The organism is Sphingomonas sp. HMP6, assembly GCF_013374095.1.
Lineage (GTDB): Bacteria > Pseudomonadota > Alphaproteobacteria > Sphingomonadales > Sphingomonadaceae > Sphingomonas.
This window is the reverse complement of the sequence record NZ_AP022672.1, coordinates 3,500,896-3,516,302: the sequence shown is the minus strand read 5'-3', so window position 1 is coordinate 3,516,302 and position 15,407 is coordinate 3,500,896. Positions and strand designations below refer to the sequence as shown.

14 protein-coding genes are annotated in these 15,407 nt (G+C 65.1%); 10 read left to right on the top strand and 4 right to left on the bottom strand.

Features of this window, described 5'->3' with window-relative positions; translation table 11 throughout:
- Positions 1 to 132: 132 nt before the first annotated feature.
- From HMP06_RS17225 to HMP06_RS17215, 3 genes are read right to left on the bottom strand one after another with little or no spacing between them, the layout of a single operon-like run.
- Complete coding sequence (locus HMP06_RS17225; protein WP_176498198.1) at positions 133 to 522, bottom strand: hypothetical protein; 390 nt, start codon at positions 520 to 522, stop codon at positions 133 to 135.
- Complete coding sequence (gene sufB, locus HMP06_RS17220; protein ID WP_176498197.1) at positions 519 to 2,003, bottom strand: Fe-S cluster assembly protein SufB; 1,485 nt, start codon at positions 2,001 to 2,003, stop codon at positions 519 to 521. The genes HMP06_RS17225 and sufB overlap by 4 nt, the downstream gene beginning before the upstream one ends.
- The gene (locus HMP06_RS17215; RefSeq protein ID WP_176498196.1) at positions 2,003 to 2,416 is read right to left on the bottom strand and encodes an SUF system Fe-S cluster assembly regulator; all 414 of its coding nucleotides are present in this window, start codon (positions 2,414 to 2,416) and stop codon (positions 2,003 to 2,005) included. Before HMP06_RS17215 ends, sufB begins: the two co-directional genes overlap by 1 nt.
- A gap of 312 nt (positions 2,417 to 2,728) precedes the next feature.
- On the opposite strand from HMP06_RS17215, the gene HMP06_RS17210 reads away from it, so the two are divergent.
- The 5 genes from HMP06_RS17210 (at position 2,729) to HMP06_RS17190 (ending at position 9,454) form a co-directional block, all read left to right on the top strand.
- Positions 2,729 to 3,775: a quinone-dependent dihydroorotate dehydrogenase gene (locus tag HMP06_RS17210; RefSeq protein WP_176498195.1), complete on the top strand. Its 1,047-nt coding sequence runs from the start codon at positions 2,729 to 2,731 to the stop codon at positions 3,773 to 3,775.
- Between the two features lie 57 nt (positions 3,776 to 3,832).
- Positions 3,833 to 5,578 carry a gamma-glutamyltransferase gene (gene ggt / locus HMP06_RS17205; protein WP_176498194.1) on the top strand — a complete coding sequence of 582 codons (1,746 nt, stop codon included), beginning with the start codon at positions 3,833 to 3,835 and terminating at the stop codon, positions 5,576 to 5,578.
- A 76-nt stretch (positions 5,579 to 5,654) separates the two neighbouring features.
- Positions 5,655 to 7,433, top strand: coding sequence for an AMP-dependent synthetase/ligase (locus HMP06_RS17200; protein ID WP_176498616.1), 1,779 nt, complete (start codon positions 5,655 to 5,657; stop codon positions 7,431 to 7,433).
- A 170-nt stretch (positions 7,434 to 7,603) separates the two neighbouring features.
- A complete protein-coding gene (locus HMP06_RS17195) occupies positions 7,604 to 8,038 on the top strand; it encodes a CBS domain-containing protein (protein WP_176498193.1) in 435 nt (144 codons plus the stop codon).
- 102 nt (positions 8,039 to 8,140) lie between these two features.
- Positions 8,141 to 9,454 (top strand): NAD(P)/FAD-dependent oxidoreductase, encoded by a 1,314-nt coding sequence (locus HMP06_RS17190; RefSeq protein ID WP_176498192.1) that lies wholly within the window; start codon positions 8,141 to 8,143, stop codon positions 9,452 to 9,454.
- 139 nt (positions 9,455 to 9,593) lie between these two features.
- Here the strand turns inward: HMP06_RS17190 and HMP06_RS17185 are convergent, their stop codons facing one another.
- Positions 9,594 to 12,512 carry a M16 family metallopeptidase gene (locus tag HMP06_RS17185; RefSeq protein ID WP_176498191.1) on the bottom strand — a complete coding sequence of 973 codons (2,919 nt, stop codon included), beginning with the start codon at positions 12,510 to 12,512 and terminating at the stop codon, positions 9,594 to 9,596.
- Between the two features lie 87 nt (positions 12,513 to 12,599).
- On the opposite strand from HMP06_RS17185, the gene HMP06_RS17180 reads away from it, so the two are divergent.
- The 5 genes from HMP06_RS17180 (at position 12,600) to HMP06_RS17160 (ending at position 15,405) form a co-directional block, all read left to right on the top strand.
- On the top strand, positions 12,600 to 13,172 hold the full coding sequence (locus HMP06_RS17180) for a NifU family protein (protein ID WP_176498190.1): 573 nt from the start codon (positions 12,600 to 12,602) through the stop codon (positions 13,170 to 13,172).
- A complete protein-coding gene (locus tag HMP06_RS17175) occupies positions 13,172 to 13,762 on the top strand; it encodes a malonic semialdehyde reductase (protein ID WP_176498189.1) in 591 nt (196 codons plus the stop codon). Before HMP06_RS17180 ends, HMP06_RS17175 begins: the two co-directional genes overlap by 1 nt.
- A 21-nt stretch (positions 13,763 to 13,783) precedes the next feature.
- Positions 13,784 to 14,407: a tRNA (adenosine(37)-N6)-threonylcarbamoyltransferase complex dimerization subunit type 1 TsaB gene (tsaB, locus tag HMP06_RS17170; RefSeq protein WP_176498188.1), complete on the top strand. Its 624-nt coding sequence runs from the start codon at positions 13,784 to 13,786 to the stop codon at positions 14,405 to 14,407.
- A complete protein-coding gene (locus HMP06_RS17165; RefSeq protein ID WP_176498187.1) occupies positions 14,404 to 14,877 on the top strand; it encodes a GNAT family N-acetyltransferase in 474 nt (157 codons plus the stop codon). Before tsaB ends, HMP06_RS17165 begins: the two co-directional genes overlap by 4 nt.
- 108 nt (positions 14,878 to 14,985) lie before the next feature.
- Positions 14,986 to 15,405: a MucR family transcriptional regulator gene (locus HMP06_RS17160; protein ID WP_176498186.1), complete on the top strand. Its 420-nt coding sequence runs from the start codon at positions 14,986 to 14,988 to the stop codon at positions 15,403 to 15,405.
- Positions 15,406 to 15,407: the final 2 nt, after the last annotated feature.

Genomic DNA, 15,407 nt, shown 5'->3' with positions numbered 1-15,407 from the left:
CCACCAACTTCTGCGCCTCGGCTGCGTCACCCCGGCCTTGTGCCGGGGTCCACCGCGCCACGAGCGATAGTGCTTGCGGCTCCGTGGATGCCGGAACAAGTCCGGCATGACGGAGGCTGGCGACGGCCATCCTCACGACGCCTTCCCCGAGCATTGCCGCAGATATTGCGTGCGGAAATAGGCCATCATGTCCTGCTCGGCCTGATCGAGCGCGCGCTGGTCGGCGAGGGCCTGGGCGCGGTCGTCGAGGCTTTCGGCGACGAGCGTCAGGCCCTGCTCGGTATCGACCTTGGCTTCCTTCGCATGCAACACGCGCCGCCGCTCGGCGAGTTCGACGCGCGCCACCGCAATCGCGCGCTGTTCCTGATAGGAGGCCAGCAGGAAATCGCTGTGCCGCGTGGTTGCCGCCGCGACCGTGTTGGTCACCGCCGTGCGGTCACACTTGGCGATCGACGCGACTGGGCCCTCGAAATCCATCGCTTCCGACGTCGGCATCGCGATCAGGGCAAGGGCTGCGATCAACCGACCGACCCCTCGAGGCTGATCCCCAGCAACTTCTGCGCCTCGACCGCGAATTCCATCGGGAGTTGCTGCAGCACTTCCTTGGCAAAACCGTTGACGATCAGCGCCACCGCGCTCTCCGAATCGAGCCCGCGCTGCATGGCGTAGAACATCTGATCGTCGCTAATCTTAGAGGTGGTCGCCTCATGCTCGATCTGCGCCGACGGGTTGCGCACCTCGATATAGGGCACGGTATGCGCGCCGCACTGGTCGCCGAGCAGCAGCGAATCGCACTGCGTGAAGTTGCGCACGCCCTCCGCACCCGGCGCGACGCGCACGAGGCCGCGATAGGTGTTGTCGCTGCGCCCGGCCGAAATCCCCTTCGACACGATCGTCGACCGGGACCCCTTGCCGTTGTGGATCATCTTGGTGCCGGTGTCGGCTTGCTGGCGGTTGTTGGTGACCGCGACCGAATAGAATTCGCCGACGCTGTTCTCGCCGTTGAGGATGCAGGACGGATATTTCCAGGTGATCGCGCTGCCGGTTTCGACTTGCGTCCAGGAAACCTTGGAGTTCTTGCCCTGGCAGAGCGCGCGCTTGGTAACGAAATTGTAGATCCCGCCCTTGCCGTTCTCGTCGCCCGGATACCAATTCTGCACGGTCGAATATTTGATCTCGGCATCGTCCAAAGCGACCAGTTCGACCACGGCGGCGTGGAGCTGGTTCTCGTCGCGCATCGGCGCGGTGCAGCCTTCGAGGTACGACACGTACGACCCCTTGTCGGCGACGATCAGCGTGCGTTCGAACTGTCCGGTATTCTCGGCGTTGATGCGGAAATAGGTGCTCAAATCCATCGGGCAGCGCACGCCCTCCGGAATGTAGACGAAGGTCCCGTCGCTGAAGACCGCGCAATTGAGTGCTGCGAAGTAATTGTCATGCTGCGGCACGACCTTGCCGAGCCATTTGCGGACGAGATCGGGATATTCCTTGATCGCCTCGCTGATGCTGCGGAAAATGACGCCCGCGCGTTCGAGTTCGGCGCGAAAGGTGGTGGCGACCGAGACGCTGTCAAACACCGCATCCACCGCGACGCGGCGCTTGGGGGTGCCGTCTTCGTTCAGCTCTTCGACGCCCGCCAGCATCTTCTGCTCGGCGATCGGGATGCCGAGCTTTTCGTACACACGCAGGATTTCGGGATCGACCTCGTCGAGCGAACCAAGCTTCGGCTTGGCCTTGGGCTCGGCGTAATAATAGGCGTCCTGATAATCGATCGGGTCCATCTGGAGCTTGGCCCAATCGGGCGTCTCCATCGTCAGCCACAGCCGATACGCCTTCAGCCGCCAGTCGAGCATCCATTCCGGCTCGCCCTTTTTGGCGGAGATGAAGCGGACGGTGTCTTCGCTCAGCCCTTTTGGAGCAAACTCCTGTTCGATGTTCGAATGGAAGCCCCATTCATACGACTTGTTCGCGGCCTCATAGGCTTCGGCGTTCTTGGTGGCCATTATGCAGGGATCCTAGACAGGCTGGCGAGCGAAACGCCGTCGAGCGCACCGCGCACCGCGCCATTCACAACGTTCCAATGCGGCTTCACCCGGCAGTCGCCCTCGAGCGCGCAATCGTGGCGGCCTTCGTCGACGCAGGTGGTGAGCGCGATCGGCCCTTCGACCGCTTCGATGATGTCCGCGAGCGAGATCGCGGCGGCCGGGCGCGACAGGCGAAAGCCGCCGCCGGTGCCGCGCGTGCTTTCGATCAAGCCACCGGCCGACAAGCGGCTGACCAGCTTCTGCACCGTGGGGAGCGGCAGACCGGTTTCCTCCGCCAGCGTCGTTGCATTCAGCCTGGCCACGCCACCGCAATGCCGCGCAGCGGCGGACATCATCACGACGGCATAGTCGGCAAGGCTGGAAAGACGCATGAAATCCAATCGGAACGAATTGCTCCGATTGCAAATGGGCTTCCCAACGAGTCGGGTCAAGCCCTGCCGCGCGCGCCGGGGTCGCGATGAAAGCAAAAAAAAGGCCCGGTCAGACGTGCTGACCGGGCCGGAGGAAAGGGGCACCTTGCGGCGGCCCCTTGGGTCGCAACCCCGTTCAACCACCATCCCACGCCCGCGTATTGTACGAAGTCGCCACGGAACGGCGAAACATCGCCGGTGCGCCGGTGCGCCGGAGCGGTGAGAGCGAACGACCTTTGACCTTGCCGCGCACCGATGCCATCAGCGCGGGCGATGCTGTTCTCGCTCCTCCGCCCGGCCCTGTTCGCGATCGAAGCGGAGCGTGCGCATACGCTCACGATCCAGATGCTCGCGGCGGCACCGCGATTTTCGCGCGGCAACGCCCCCGCAAGTTTGCGCACGACGGTCGCGGGCCTCGACTTTCTCAATCCGGTCGGGCTGGCGGCGGGGGTCGACAAGGATGGCCGTGCGATCGACGGATTCTTCGGATTCGGGTTTGGCAGCGTCGAGATCGGCACGCTCACGCCCCTGCCCCAGCCGGGCAACCCGAAGCCGCGGTTGTTCCGGCTGGTCGAGGATGCGGCGGTCATCAACCGCATGGGCTTCAACAACGGCGGCCTTGCCGCTGCGTTGCCGCGCGCATCGGCAGCGAAGCGGCGCGGCGTCCTCGGCATCAATGTCGGCGCGAACAAGGATGCCGCCGACCGCATCGCCGATTATGTCCACGGTGTCTCGGCGGCGGCGGCGGTCGCGGACTACATCACCGTCAACATCAGTTCCCCCAACACGCCGGGCTTGCGCGATTTGCAGCATGGATCGGAGCTTACCGACCTGCTCGCCGCCTGCGACGCCGCACGACGCGCGCCGATCGAGCGTCCGCGCCTGTTCCTGAAGGTCGCGCCCGATCTCGACGCGGTGGCGATCGACGCGATCGCACGCGCCGCAACCGAGCATCATATCGACGCGCTGATCGTCAGCAACACGACCATTTCGCGCCCGTCGCTGCGCTCCTCCCACGCGAGCGAAACGGGCGGCCTGTCCGGCGCACCGCTCGCCATCCTCGCACGCCAGCGCCTGACCGATTTCCGCCAGGCGACCGGGGGAACGATGCCATTGATCTCGGTCGGCGGCATCGACAGCGCCGACGAAGCCTATGCCCGCATTCGCGCCGGTGCGAGCCTGGTGCAACTCTACACAGCGCTTGTGTACCACGGCCCCGGCCTCGCCCGCCGTATTGTGCGCGGCCTTGCGGAAAACCTGCACCGCGACGGCTTCGCGACTGTCGCTGAAGCCGTGGGCACCGCTTCGCAAAGCGCTTAACCGCCCTTCGCTTCGCGGAGGGTTTGCCTCTCCGGCTAAGAGCGTTACGGTCGCCCTATGAAAATCTCGTTCGCCGCTCTCGCCCTTCTGGTCCTCGCCCCTACCGTCGCCGAGGCGAAGCGCACCCCGCCCAAGGCCACCACCAGCCTCGGCATGATCAGTGCCGCCGATCCGCGCGCGGCGGCGGCCGGCGTCGACATCCTGCGCAAGGGCGGCAGCGCGACCGACGCCGCGATCGCGACGATGCTCGCGCTCAACGTGGTCGAGCCGCAAAGCAGCGGCATCGGCGGCGGCAGTTTCATGGTCTATCACGATGCGACCACGGGCAAACTCGCCAGCTTCGACGGGCGCGAGCAAGCCCCCGCCGCGGCTGACGAGAAATGGTTCTACGGCGCGGACGGGAAACCACTGCCGGTCTTCACCGCGATTCCGGGGGGGCGGAGCGTCGGGGTCCCCGGCAACATCCGGATGATGGCACTGGCGCATCAGCGTTATGGCAAGCTGCCCTGGGCGACGTTGTTCGGCCCGGCGATCAAGCTCGCGCGCGATGGCTTCGCGGTCAGCCCGCGGCTGCACGGCGGGATCGGCAATTACGGTCGGCATATCGACCCGTGGGCGAAGGCGCATTTTTTCGGGCCGGATGGCAAAGCGGTCGCGACCGGCACGATCCTGAAAAATCCCGAGCAGGCTGCCCTCTTCACCGCGATTGCCACCAAGGGCCCGAACGCCTTCTACACCGGCCCGGTCGCCGCGAAGATCGTCGCGACGGTCAATGATGCGAGCAAGAACCCGTCCAAGATGACGCTAGCCGACCTTGCCGGCTATCGCGCCAAGGAACGTGCGCCGGTGTGCGGCACGTACCGTGTCTACAGGATTTGTGGCATGGGCCCGCCGTCGTCGGGCGGGATCGCGGTGCTGATGATCCTGAAACAGCTCGAACGCTTCGACATGGCGGCGCTGGGCAAGGATTCGCCGGTAGCATGGCACCTCTTCGCCGAATCCTCGCGGCTCGCCTACGCCGACCGCGACCTGTACCTCGGCGACCCCGACCATGTGACGGTGCCGGTCAAGGGGTTGCTCGACCCGGCCTATATCGCCTCCCGCTCGGCGCTGATTTCGACTGAGCGCAGCATCACCGCGGTTGCCCCCGGTACGCCCCCCGGGGCGCCACCGCGCACTGCCGCCCCCAATGCAGATCTGCCCGGCACGACCGATCTTGTCGCGGTGGACCGACGCGGCAATGTCGCCGAAGTCACCACGACGATCGAAAGCTCGTTCGGGTCGGGGCTGTCGGTTGAGGGCACGATGCTCAATAATCAGCTCACCGATTTCGATTTCGTCCCCGCCAAGGACGGCTATCTCGTCGCCAACCGCGTGCAGGGCGGCAAGCGACCGCGCAGTTCGATGGCGCCGACGATCGTCTATGGCCCCGACGGCAAGGTCCGCATCGCGCTCGGCGCGGCCGGCGGATCGACGATCATCGCGCAGATCGCCAAGGCGCTGGTCGGCGTGCTCGACTGGAAGCTTTCGGCGCAGGACGCGATCGGGCTCGGCCTGCTTTACGCGCCGAAACGCAATGCCATCGCCGAAAAGGGCACGCAGCTCGATGCGATGGTCCCCACCTTGCAAGCGCTCGGCGAGCAGATCGTCAGCGCGCCGCTTGGACTGAAAGCCAATGCGATCGAGCGCGTGAAAGGCCAATGGGTCGGTGCCGCCGATCCGCGCAGCGAGGGCGTCGCGATCCGCGAGGACGGTCAGACCACCCACATCGTCCGCTCGATTGCGATCCGCCCGCCCGAATAATCCGCTCGAATAGCACGATCCACGTAGCCGAACACGGCACGCCCCCCGGGAGAGACCCTTGTCCAAGTCCGTCCGCATGCTCGAACACTTCCCCAATTTGGTCGCGATGTTCCTCGCGCGCGCAGCAGAGAAAGGCGACGCGCCGTTCCTGTGGCATAAGGCGGGCGGTATCTGGGTGTCGCGCAGCTGGGCTGAAACCGCGCGGCAAGTCGCCAGCATTGCGGCAGGGCTTAAGGCGATTGGGCTCGAACCCGGCGACCGCGTCATGCTGGTCAGCGAAAACCGCCCCGAATGGTGCATCGCCGATCTCGCGATCATGGCCGCAGGGTGCATCACGGTGCCGACCTACACCACCAATACCGAGCGCGACCACACGCACATCATCGAGAATTCGGGGGCGAAGGCGGTGATCGTCTCGACCGCGAAGCTCGCCAAGACGCTGTTGCCCGCCGCAATCCGCGCGAGCAGCGCGAAGGTCGTGATCGGCATCGAGGATTTACGCGCGACCCAGTCGGGCGCGCTCGAATTCCACCAATGGAACACGCTGCTTGCCGAACATGCCGCTGAGCCATCGAGCATCGTCGCGACCGCGCAGCGCGACGACACCGCCTGCATCATCTACACCAGCGGCACCGGCGGCGCGCCGCGCGGGGTGATGCAGCATCACGGCGCGATCCTGCACAACGTCAATGGCTGCTGCACCGTGATCTCGGAGGATTTCGGCTGGGACGACGAAATCTTCCTGTCGTTCCTGCCGCTCAGCCACGCCTACGAACATACTGGCGGGCAATATTTCCCGATCGGGCTGGGCGCGCAAATCTATTATAGCGAGGGCCTCGACAAGCTCGCCGCTAATATGGAGGAAGTCCGCCCGACGATGATGATCGTCGTACCGCGCCTGTTCGAAGTGTTGCGCACGCGCATTTCCAAAGCGGTCGAAAAACAGGGCAAGCTCTCGCGTTTCCTGCTCAGCCGCGCACAGATGCTGGGTGCGAAAAAAGCGGCTGGCAATGCCGGCCTCCTCGACAAGCCGATGGATCTGCTGCTGGGCGTGACGCTGCGGCCCAAGGTCGGCCAGCGCTTCGGCGGGCGGATCAAGGCGCTGGTCGCGGGCGGCGCGCCGCTGACACCCGAAATCGGCACCTTCTTCGAGGCGATCGGAGTCACGGTGCTGCAAGGTTACGGCCAGACCGAATCCGCGCCCGTCATCTCGTGCAACCGGCCCAAGGTCGGGCTCAAGATGGACACGGTCGGCCCGCCTTTGGTCGACACCGAAGTGCGGATCGCCGCGGATGGCGAGATCCTGGTGCGCGGCGAGCTGGTCATGCACGGCTACTGGCGCAACGACGCCGAAACCGCGCGCGTCCTTAAAGACGGCTGGCTCCACACCGGCGACATCGGGCTGATCGACGCCAAGGGCCGGATCAAGATCACCGATCGCAAGAAAGACATTCTCGTCAACGACAAGGGCGAGAATGTCGCGCCGCAAAAGGTCGAGGGGATGCTGACGCTCCAGCCCGAAATCGCGCAGGCGATGATCTTCGGCGACCGGCGGCCGTATATGGTCGCGGTGCTGGTGCCCGATCCCGACTGGACGCAGGAATATTGCGCCAAGGGCGGTGCGCGCTGCGACTTCAAACGCTTATCGGATGACAGCGAATATCGCGCCGCGCTGGGCCAAGCGGTCGAGCGCGTGAATGCCGATCTCTCGGTCACCGAACGCATCCGCCGCTTCGTGCTCGCCGACGAACCGTTCGGCATCGATAACGAGCAATTGACGCCATCGCTGAAGATTCGCCGGCATGTGTTGAAAGAGGTTTACGGCGCACGGCTGGAGGGGCTCTACAAGGGGTGAGCTGGGGCGAAAGCTCAAGCCAGCGCCAGGGTTGAATACCTGCGCCCATCGCCGTTCAAACCCGTTCCCCGGCCCGAAACAGGCATGTCAGATTATTTGGACACTTATCTCGAGAAGTGCGACGATGGCGCAAGGCGGCGGTACGGCTGTTGGTTCGAGGAGAGTCTGTCATGAATGTCGCGTCATTGCTGCGGGTCAAGGGCAACACGATCGTTTCGGTCCTGCCGGAAACGCCGCTGATGGATCTGGTCGCCACCATCTCGTCGCGTCGGATCGGCGCGGTGCTGGTGTGCGATGCGGCGGGCGACCTGGTCGGCATCGTCAGCGAGCGCGACGTGGTCAAGGCGCTGGCCGCCAAGGGCCCCGGACTTGCCACCGTCGCCGCGGGTGACGTGATGACGCAGAACGTCACCACGGTAACGCCCGCGACCACCATCAACGATGCGATGGAATTGATGGACCGTGGGTATTTCCGGCATTTGCCCGTGCTGGATGGCGGCGCGCTGGTCGGCATCATCAGCGTCCGCGACGTCGTGCGGGCGCGGATCGAAAAGCATGTCGAAGAGAATGAGTCGCTGATTTCCTACATCAACAATCGCGGCTGAGCCCCGCCCGCCGAATTTGGCCCGCATCGCTCGCTTGAGTTCGCCTGCGCTCTTCTGTCATGATGCGGCTGCGCCAACGATCGCGCGCTCGGGGGAAAATGCGTGCCGAATCAGAAAACGCAGATCGTGGTGGTGGGCGGCGGTGCCGGGGGGCTGGAACTCGTCCGCAAGCTCGGCGCGCGGTATGGGCGCAAGCGCCACGACATCATCCTGATCGACCGCAACCTTACGCATATCTGGAAACCGCTGCTGCACGAAGTCGCGGCGGGGTCGCTCGATGCCAATCTCGACGAGGTCGGCTATGGCGGCCACGCAGTGCGCTGGGGCTATCGCTTCTTCAACGGCAGCATCGAAAGCATCGATCGCGTGAGCCGCACGATCACCACCGTCCCGATGCTCGACGAGCGCGGCGACGAGATCATCGGGCGGCACAGTATCCGCTATGATTATCTCGTGATGGCGGTCGGCGGAATCTCGAACGATTTCGGCGTCCCCGGCGTGCGCGAACATGCGATGTTCCTGGAGGACCGCCCGCAGGCCGACCGCTTCCGCCAGAAATTGCTCAATGCCTGCCTGCGTACCAATCATGCGCACCAGACGGGTGATCCGTCGGCGCGGGTGCGTGTCAGCATCGTCGGCGGTGGCGCGACCGGGGTCGAGCTTGCTGCCGAGCTCTACAATGCCGCCAAGGCCCTGCGGCATTACGGGCTGGAGGTGTTCGACGAGAGCAAGCTCGAAGTCTCGCTGATCGAGGCCGGCCCGCGCATCCTGCCCGCGCTCGACGAGGTGCTGGCGGCGACCGCCAAGCATGAGCTCGAAAAGCTCGGCGTGCGCGTGCTCGACAACACGCAGGTCGTGCGGCTGGAGGATCGCGCGGTGCATACCGGCGACGGCGGCGTGATCGCCGCCGATCTGATCGTGTGGGCGGCGGGCGTGAAGGGCGCCGAGGAAATCAAGACGATGAGCGATCTGGAGCTCACCCGCGGCAACCAGATCGTCGTGCGCCCGACGCTGCAATCAGTGACCGATGACCGCATCTACGCGCTCGGCGATTGCGCCTCGTGCATGCTGCCCGGCCGCGACAAGCCGATCCCGCCACGCGCACAATCGGCGCACCAGATGGCGAGCCTGATCTTCACCAATCTGGTGCGCGCACAGGCCGGCGAGCCGCTCAAGGACTTCGTCTATCAGGACCATGGGTCGCTGGTGTCGCTCAGCCGTTTCTCGACGGTGGGGAGCCTGATGGGCAATCTCGTCGGCGGGCGGATGCGCGTCGAAGGCTGGGTCGCGCGGACGGTGTATATGTCGCTCTACCGCATGCACCTGATCGCGATCCACGGCTGGTGGCGCGGCGTGGCGCTTATCGTGATCGGGCATGTGAACCAGATCGTGCGGCCGAAGTTGAAGCTGCACTGAGGGGAGAAGGTTGGAGGCCCGTCGCGGCGAAGCCTGTCCTGAGCGCCTGCCTTGCAGGCAGTCGAAGGGCCGCGCCGTCGGTCGGGGCTGTAGCCCAGCCGGCCGGGCTCGCCGCTTCGCGCCCGCGAAATAGCTCTCGCTATTTCTTGGGTTGGCTCGCCGCCGGCACCACTTGCAGTGTCCAATCCCGATCGGGCCGCAAATATTTCGCCGCCGTTTCCTGCAATTCCGCCGCCGTCATGTTCGAGATGTCGCTGTAGAGCCGCTTCAGCGCCTCGATCCGCGCCGGATCGTACACCGCGCCGTCAAGCTGGTTCATCCAGAACTGGTTGCCGGTCGACTGCCGCATGATCGACTGCTGCATCGGGCCGATCGTGCGCTTCAGTTCATCATCGTCGATCGGCTTGGCGACCAGCTCGGCGGCGATTTCGCGCGAGAGTTTGAAGAACAGCGAAAGGTTCTCGGGCGCGACCTGACCGATCGCGACCATCCGCCCGCCGCTCGGCATGCCGGTCGGCCACGAGCTGCCGACGTTGGGGCTGTAGCTCGCGCCCGCCTGCGAGCGGAGGCGATCGAACAGACGGTCGCTGAAGATCGCGGCGAGAACGTCGAGCCGCCGCGATTCGGTTGCGCCCGCGACCCCGCCACCAGTCGGCCAGGCGATCACCGCCGCCGCCTGATTTTCCGGGCCATTGTGCGTCAGCACGACGGGGCTCGCGTTATGCGCGGGGAAGCGCACCGGCGGCGGCACAAAATCGGCTGGCGCGGCACGCGACGAAAGTGCGCCCAGCGTCTTTTGCACGGCGGCGATCGCGACATCGGCCTTGATATCGCCGAACACCATCACCTCGACCGGGCCGGTTTTCAGCAGCGGCTCCCACAAGGCGCGGAAGGACGCAGGCGTGGTCGCCTCGATCGCCTTCAGGCTCGGCGTGCCCCAGCGCGGATCGCCATCGTGGAGCAAGCGTTCGAGATCGCGGCTCAGCACGCCGGTCGGGGAGGAATCGAACGCGGCATAGCCAGCCTGCGCCGCCACCCGAGTGCGATTGACCGGGGCCGGATCCCAGCCCGGTGCCGTCATCGCCGCGCCGATCAGTCGCAACTGATCGGTCAGATCGGCGGGCGAGGTCAGCGCGTTATAGACGAACGCATCCTCGTCGATGCCGAAGTCGAGGCCAATCCGGCGGCCCTGCACCAGCGCCTCGATATCGCCTTGCTTGAGCGTACCTATGCCGCCGGCGGTGAGCGTGCCGTCGGCCGCCCAGGCCGGCGTCTCGCGGTCAGCGGGCAACGCATTGTAGCCGCCGCCGAAGCGCACGCGGACATAGACGCGGCTATCCTCCGACGTGGTTGGATAGATCAGCACGCGGATGCCGTTGGAGAGATTATACTCCTGCATGTCGAACTCGCGGATCGGCGTGTTCGACACGATCGTCGCGGGCGGCCCGACCTTGGGCAGCTTGGCGAAGGTGATGTTGGCTTGCGTCGTGCGCTTGCCCGCCAGACCCTTCACATCGGCCTTCAGCGCGGTGGCGAGGCTCGCTTCGATCCCGGCCTCGGGCGCGGGGGTCGAGATGAGCGCGCGCATCGTGCCCTGGAACACGCGGCGGGTGGAGGCGAGGATCTTGTCGGGGGTGAAGAAACCCTTCTTCTCGGCGTCGGCAAAGACCTTTTGGATGACATAGGGCGCGGTCGTCGTCTCGCGAATGTCGAGCGCCTGGACCATGTCGTCGGCCTCCTTCGACCCTGCCTCGGCACGATAGGTATCGACCAGCGTCTTGAACGACACGCGCTGTTCGGCGAGCTCGCGCTCGATTTCGACCTTGGTCGGGGCAGACGCCTGTGCATCGGCGATCACCGCGCGCACATCCTTGAGCGCCTGCGCCCAAGCGGTGCCGACCGGCAGGATCGAGATCGAGGTGATATTGGCCGAGCGTGACGGATCGTCGAGCCGCACGCCCGCTTGCAGATAGCTGCCGCCGGTGCGCGCGCGGGTTTCGAGGCGGCGGTTGATGACCGCGAGCGCGACGAAATCGGCGAGGCGCTTCTGGTTGAACAGGATGGTGTCGTCATTGTAATACCACGGCCGGACGATCGCGAGCTGGATCAGCGTGGGGATGCTGGGTTCGACCACCGCCTTGGTCGGCTGTTGCTTGGGGTCGGGCTGGCCGAAATCGGGATCGGCGGGGGCCGGGCCGACGCCCTTCCAGTCGGCAAAATGACGCGCGATCATCGTCTCGAGCTTCTCGGGGTCGAAGTCGCCCGCGATGATGACGACGGCGCGTTCCGGGCGATACCAGCGATCATGGAAGGCGCGCACGGTTTCGGCGGTGGCGGCCTGCAATTCCTTGATATGGCCGATCGGTGAACGATCGGCGAGCGGCTGCCCGGCAAAGAAGGTCGATTGCACGGCGTCGCTGAGCCGCACTTGCGGCCCCGGGGCCTCGCGCTGTTCGGCCAGCACGGCAGGGCGCTCAGCATTCAGCGCGACCGCCGTTATGTTGGGCTTCGCCGCCATGCCCGACAGAATCTTCAGGCTCTCGTCGATCCCGGCCTCGGTCGCGCTCGGCAAATCGAGCTTGTAGACGGTCTGGGTCGGGGTGGTCTGGGCATTGGTGTCGGAGCCGAAGGTCGTCCCCATCCGCTGCCACACGCGCTTGGCTTCGCCGTCCGCGACATATTCGGAGCCGCGGAAGGTGAGATGCTCGATCAAATGCGCATAGCCGCGTTCGGGATCGGTCTCCATCAGCGAGCCGACATCCATCCGCACGCGCACCGAGATCTGGCCCGGCGGCACGCCATTCTTGCGCACCGCATAGCGCACGCCGTTCTTCAGCGTGCCGAACCGCCATGCCGGGTCGGGCGTGATGTCGCTGCCCTTGTAGAGCCAGGCGGTGCGGCTGACGATCGCGGCATCGGCACCAGCGGCCGGCTTTGCGGCTGGCATCGGTGTCGGAGCCGCAGGGGGCGCGGCGGGGGGCGCTACCTGCTCGGGCGCGGCACCGATGACGAGAAAGGACAGGAGGGCGAGGCGCGTCGAACGCAGGAACACGGTCATGTCCGGGACGATAGCGGCGGAAAGCGCCGACCGCCAGCCGCGACATCCACCCTTGCGCTCGTGAACCTCGCGCGCCACATGCGAGGCATGCTGATAGAGACCGAAACAACGCCCAACCCGGCGACCCTGAAATTCCTCCCCAGCCGCAGTGTGATGGAGGCTGGCACGCGCGATTTCGTGACGCCCGAGGAGGCCGAGGCCTCCCCGCTCGCCGAAGCCTTGTTCGGTCTGGGCGACGTCACCGGGGTATTTTTCGGGCGCGACTTCGTCTCCGTCACCGCCGCATCCGGGACCGCATGGAGCGATCTGAAGCCGGAAATTCTGGGGCTTATGGTCGATCATTTCAGTGCGGGCATGCCGTTGTTCAAACCCGGCAACGCCGGTGGCATCGCGGTACCCGCAAACGACGCGTTCAACGATGACCCGGCCGATGCCGACATCGTCGCGCAGATCAAGGATCTGATCGAAACGCGCATCCGCCCGGCGGTTGCCAATGACGGCGGCGACATCGTCTATCGCGGCTTCGAAAAGGGCAAAGTGTTCCTGGCGATGCAGGGCGCCTGTGCAGGATGCCCGTCGTCCAGCGCGACGTTGAAGAACGGGATCGAGCAACTCCTGAAATATTACGTCCCCGAAGTCACCGAAGTGCGAGCCGTTTGATGACCGTTCTGCCCGATACCGCGCTGGATCAATTGTTCCGCACCGCACGCACTTATAACGGCTATACCGACGCGCCGGTCGCCGAGAGCGAATTGCACGCGATCTGGGACTTGATGAAATGGGGGCCGACCTCGGCCAACCAGCTTCCCGCCCGGCTCATCTGGTGCACCAGCGATGCCGCCAAGGCGAAGCTCGCCGACTGCTGTTCGGCACAGAATGCACCCAAGGTGCTGAAGGCGCCGGTCACCGTGATCATCGGCATGGATCGCGATTTCCACGAATATCTACCCGAGCTCTTCCCGCATGCGAACGCCAAGGCGTGGTTCGACGGCAATCCGGAACTCCGCGCGGAATCGGCGATGCGTAATGCGTCGCTGCAGGGCGCGTACTTCATCCTGGCAGCACGCGCGCTCGGGCTCGATACCGGGCCGATGTCGGGCTTGGATGCGGCCAAGGTCAACGCCGCTTTCTTCGCCGATACGCCCTCGGTGACGGTCAACTTCATCTCGACGCTTGGGCATGGCGACCCGGCGACGATCTACGGCCGATCGCCGCGGCCCGATTTCGGCAAGTTCAACAGCGTCGCCTGATCCGGTTTGCACACCCCCCGCTTGCGCACTTTGGTCATCGAAACCGCGACGGCGGCGTGTTCGGTCGCGCTGATCGAGGACGGCGCGGTTCTGGCACGCGCGCATGAAACGGTCGGGCGCGGCCATGCAGAACATCTGATCCCGATGATCGCTCGCCTGCCGGATGGCGGGCGCGCGGCGCACATTCTGGTCGACTGCGGCCCCGGCAGTTTCACAGGCATCCGCGTCGGCGTGGCGGCGGCGCGCGGCCTGGCGCTCGGCTGGGGCGCGACGCTGGGGGGCTATTCCTCTCTCGCCGTGCTTGCCGCCGGTGCGTTCGCGCGCGACGCGGTCAGCGGACCCCTTGCCGTCTTTTTGGAGGGCGGGCATGGCGAAGTCTTCATGCAGACTTTCGAAGCGCCGCCCCTGACCCAGGCTTCGGCCCTCGCGTCGCTGGCGCCAGCCGAGGCGCGGCGACGGCTGGGCGGCATGCATGCCGTCGGCGACGGCCTGCGCTGGCTCAATTTTGATGATCCCCGCACGGCCCCGCGAGGTGCCCTGCCCGATGCCGCCGACGCGGTTTTGCTTCCGCACGCCTTCACGACGCTGGAGCCTAAGCCGATCTACGGCCGCGCGCCCGATGCAAAGCCGATGGCGGCGGCATGAGCACGATAGTGCGGATCGATTTGCGCAGCGGCGCGGTGGCCGATCTGACGATCGTCGACCGGGTGATGCGCGATGCGTTCGACCCGCGCTTCGGCGAAGCCTGGACGCATAATCAAGTCCTTGGACTGTTGGCGATGCCGGGCGTGTGGCTGACAATAGCGGAGATCTACGGCGCGCCGGCGGGCTTTGCGTTGTCGCGTCGCGTGCTCGATGAAGCCGAGTTGTTGTTGCTCGCAACCGCCCAGCCGTTTCGTCGGCGGGGAGTCGGCGCGGCATTGCTGCGTTCCGTAATCAGCGATGCGGGATTGCAAAGCGCCCGAACGGTGCATCTGGAAGTGCGCGACGGCAATGACGCGATCAAACTATACCGCGCATCCGGGTTCGATAAAGTCGGCGAACGGCGTCATTACTATCGCGGTGCTAATGGCGAGGCATTCGATGCTTTGACGTATCGCCGCGCGCTTTTGTGAAGCTCTTGTCATCTGGGACAATACGTCTTGCGTAAATCACTCTAAAAGATGATAGGCACCGTGATGGCGGTGTGTAATTGCCGTCCGAATTGGAGTGAAAGGATTCTTATGGACACCATGACCGAGCTTCAGGAGACCCTGATCGCGCTCACCGCAGATATCGTCGCTGCCCATGTCAGCAACAACAGCGTGGCAGTTTCGGATCTTCCGGTTCTCATCGCGCATGTTCATGGCGCGCTCAGCGGCCTTGGTGGCCCGGCACCTGTCGAAGTTGCCAAGCAGGAACCCGCCGTTTCGATCCGGTCCTCGATCAAGCCCGACTTCATCGTCTGCCTCGAAGATGGCAAGAAGCTGAAGATGCTGAAGCGCCATCTGATGACGCATTATCAAATGACGCCCGAGCAATATCGCGCAAAGTGGAATCTTCCGGCGGATTATCCGATGGTTGCGCCCAACTATGCCGAACAGCGCCGGACGCTGGCCAAGAAGATCGGCCTCGGCACGAAGCGCCGCAAGGTCGTTCGCTAAGC

Coding starts and splice junctions, on each gene's coding strand:
- sufB (WP_176498197.1), bottom strand. CDS start 2,003: ATGGCCACCAAGAACGCCGAAGCCTATGAGGCCGCGAACAAGTCGTAT.
- HMP06_RS17215 (WP_176498196.1), bottom strand. CDS start 2,416: ATGCGTCTTTCCAGCCTTGCCGACTATGCCGTCGTGATGATGTCCGCC.
- HMP06_RS17210 (WP_176498195.1), top strand. CDS start 2,729: ATGCTGTTCTCGCTCCTCCGCCCGGCCCTGTTCGCGATCGAAGCGGAG.
- ggt (WP_176498194.1), top strand. CDS start 3,833: ATGAAAATCTCGTTCGCCGCTCTCGCCCTTCTGGTCCTCGCCCCTACC.
- HMP06_RS17200 (WP_176498616.1), top strand. CDS start 5,655: ATGCTCGAACACTTCCCCAATTTGGTCGCGATGTTCCTCGCGCGCGCA.
- HMP06_RS17195 (WP_176498193.1), top strand. CDS start 7,604: ATGAATGTCGCGTCATTGCTGCGGGTCAAGGGCAACACGATCGTTTCG.
- HMP06_RS17185 (WP_176498191.1), bottom strand. CDS start 12,512: ATGACCGTGTTCCTGCGTTCGACGCGCCTCGCCCTCCTGTCCTTTCTC.
- HMP06_RS17180 (WP_176498190.1), top strand. CDS start 12,600: ATGCTGATAGAGACCGAAACAACGCCCAACCCGGCGACCCTGAAATTC.
- HMP06_RS17175 (WP_176498189.1), top strand. CDS start 13,172: ATGACCGTTCTGCCCGATACCGCGCTGGATCAATTGTTCCGCACCGCA.
- HMP06_RS17165 (WP_176498187.1), top strand. CDS start 14,404: ATGAGCACGATAGTGCGGATCGATTTGCGCAGCGGCGCGGTGGCCGAT.
- HMP06_RS17160 (WP_176498186.1), top strand. CDS start 14,986: ATGGACACCATGACCGAGCTTCAGGAGACCCTGATCGCGCTCACCGCA.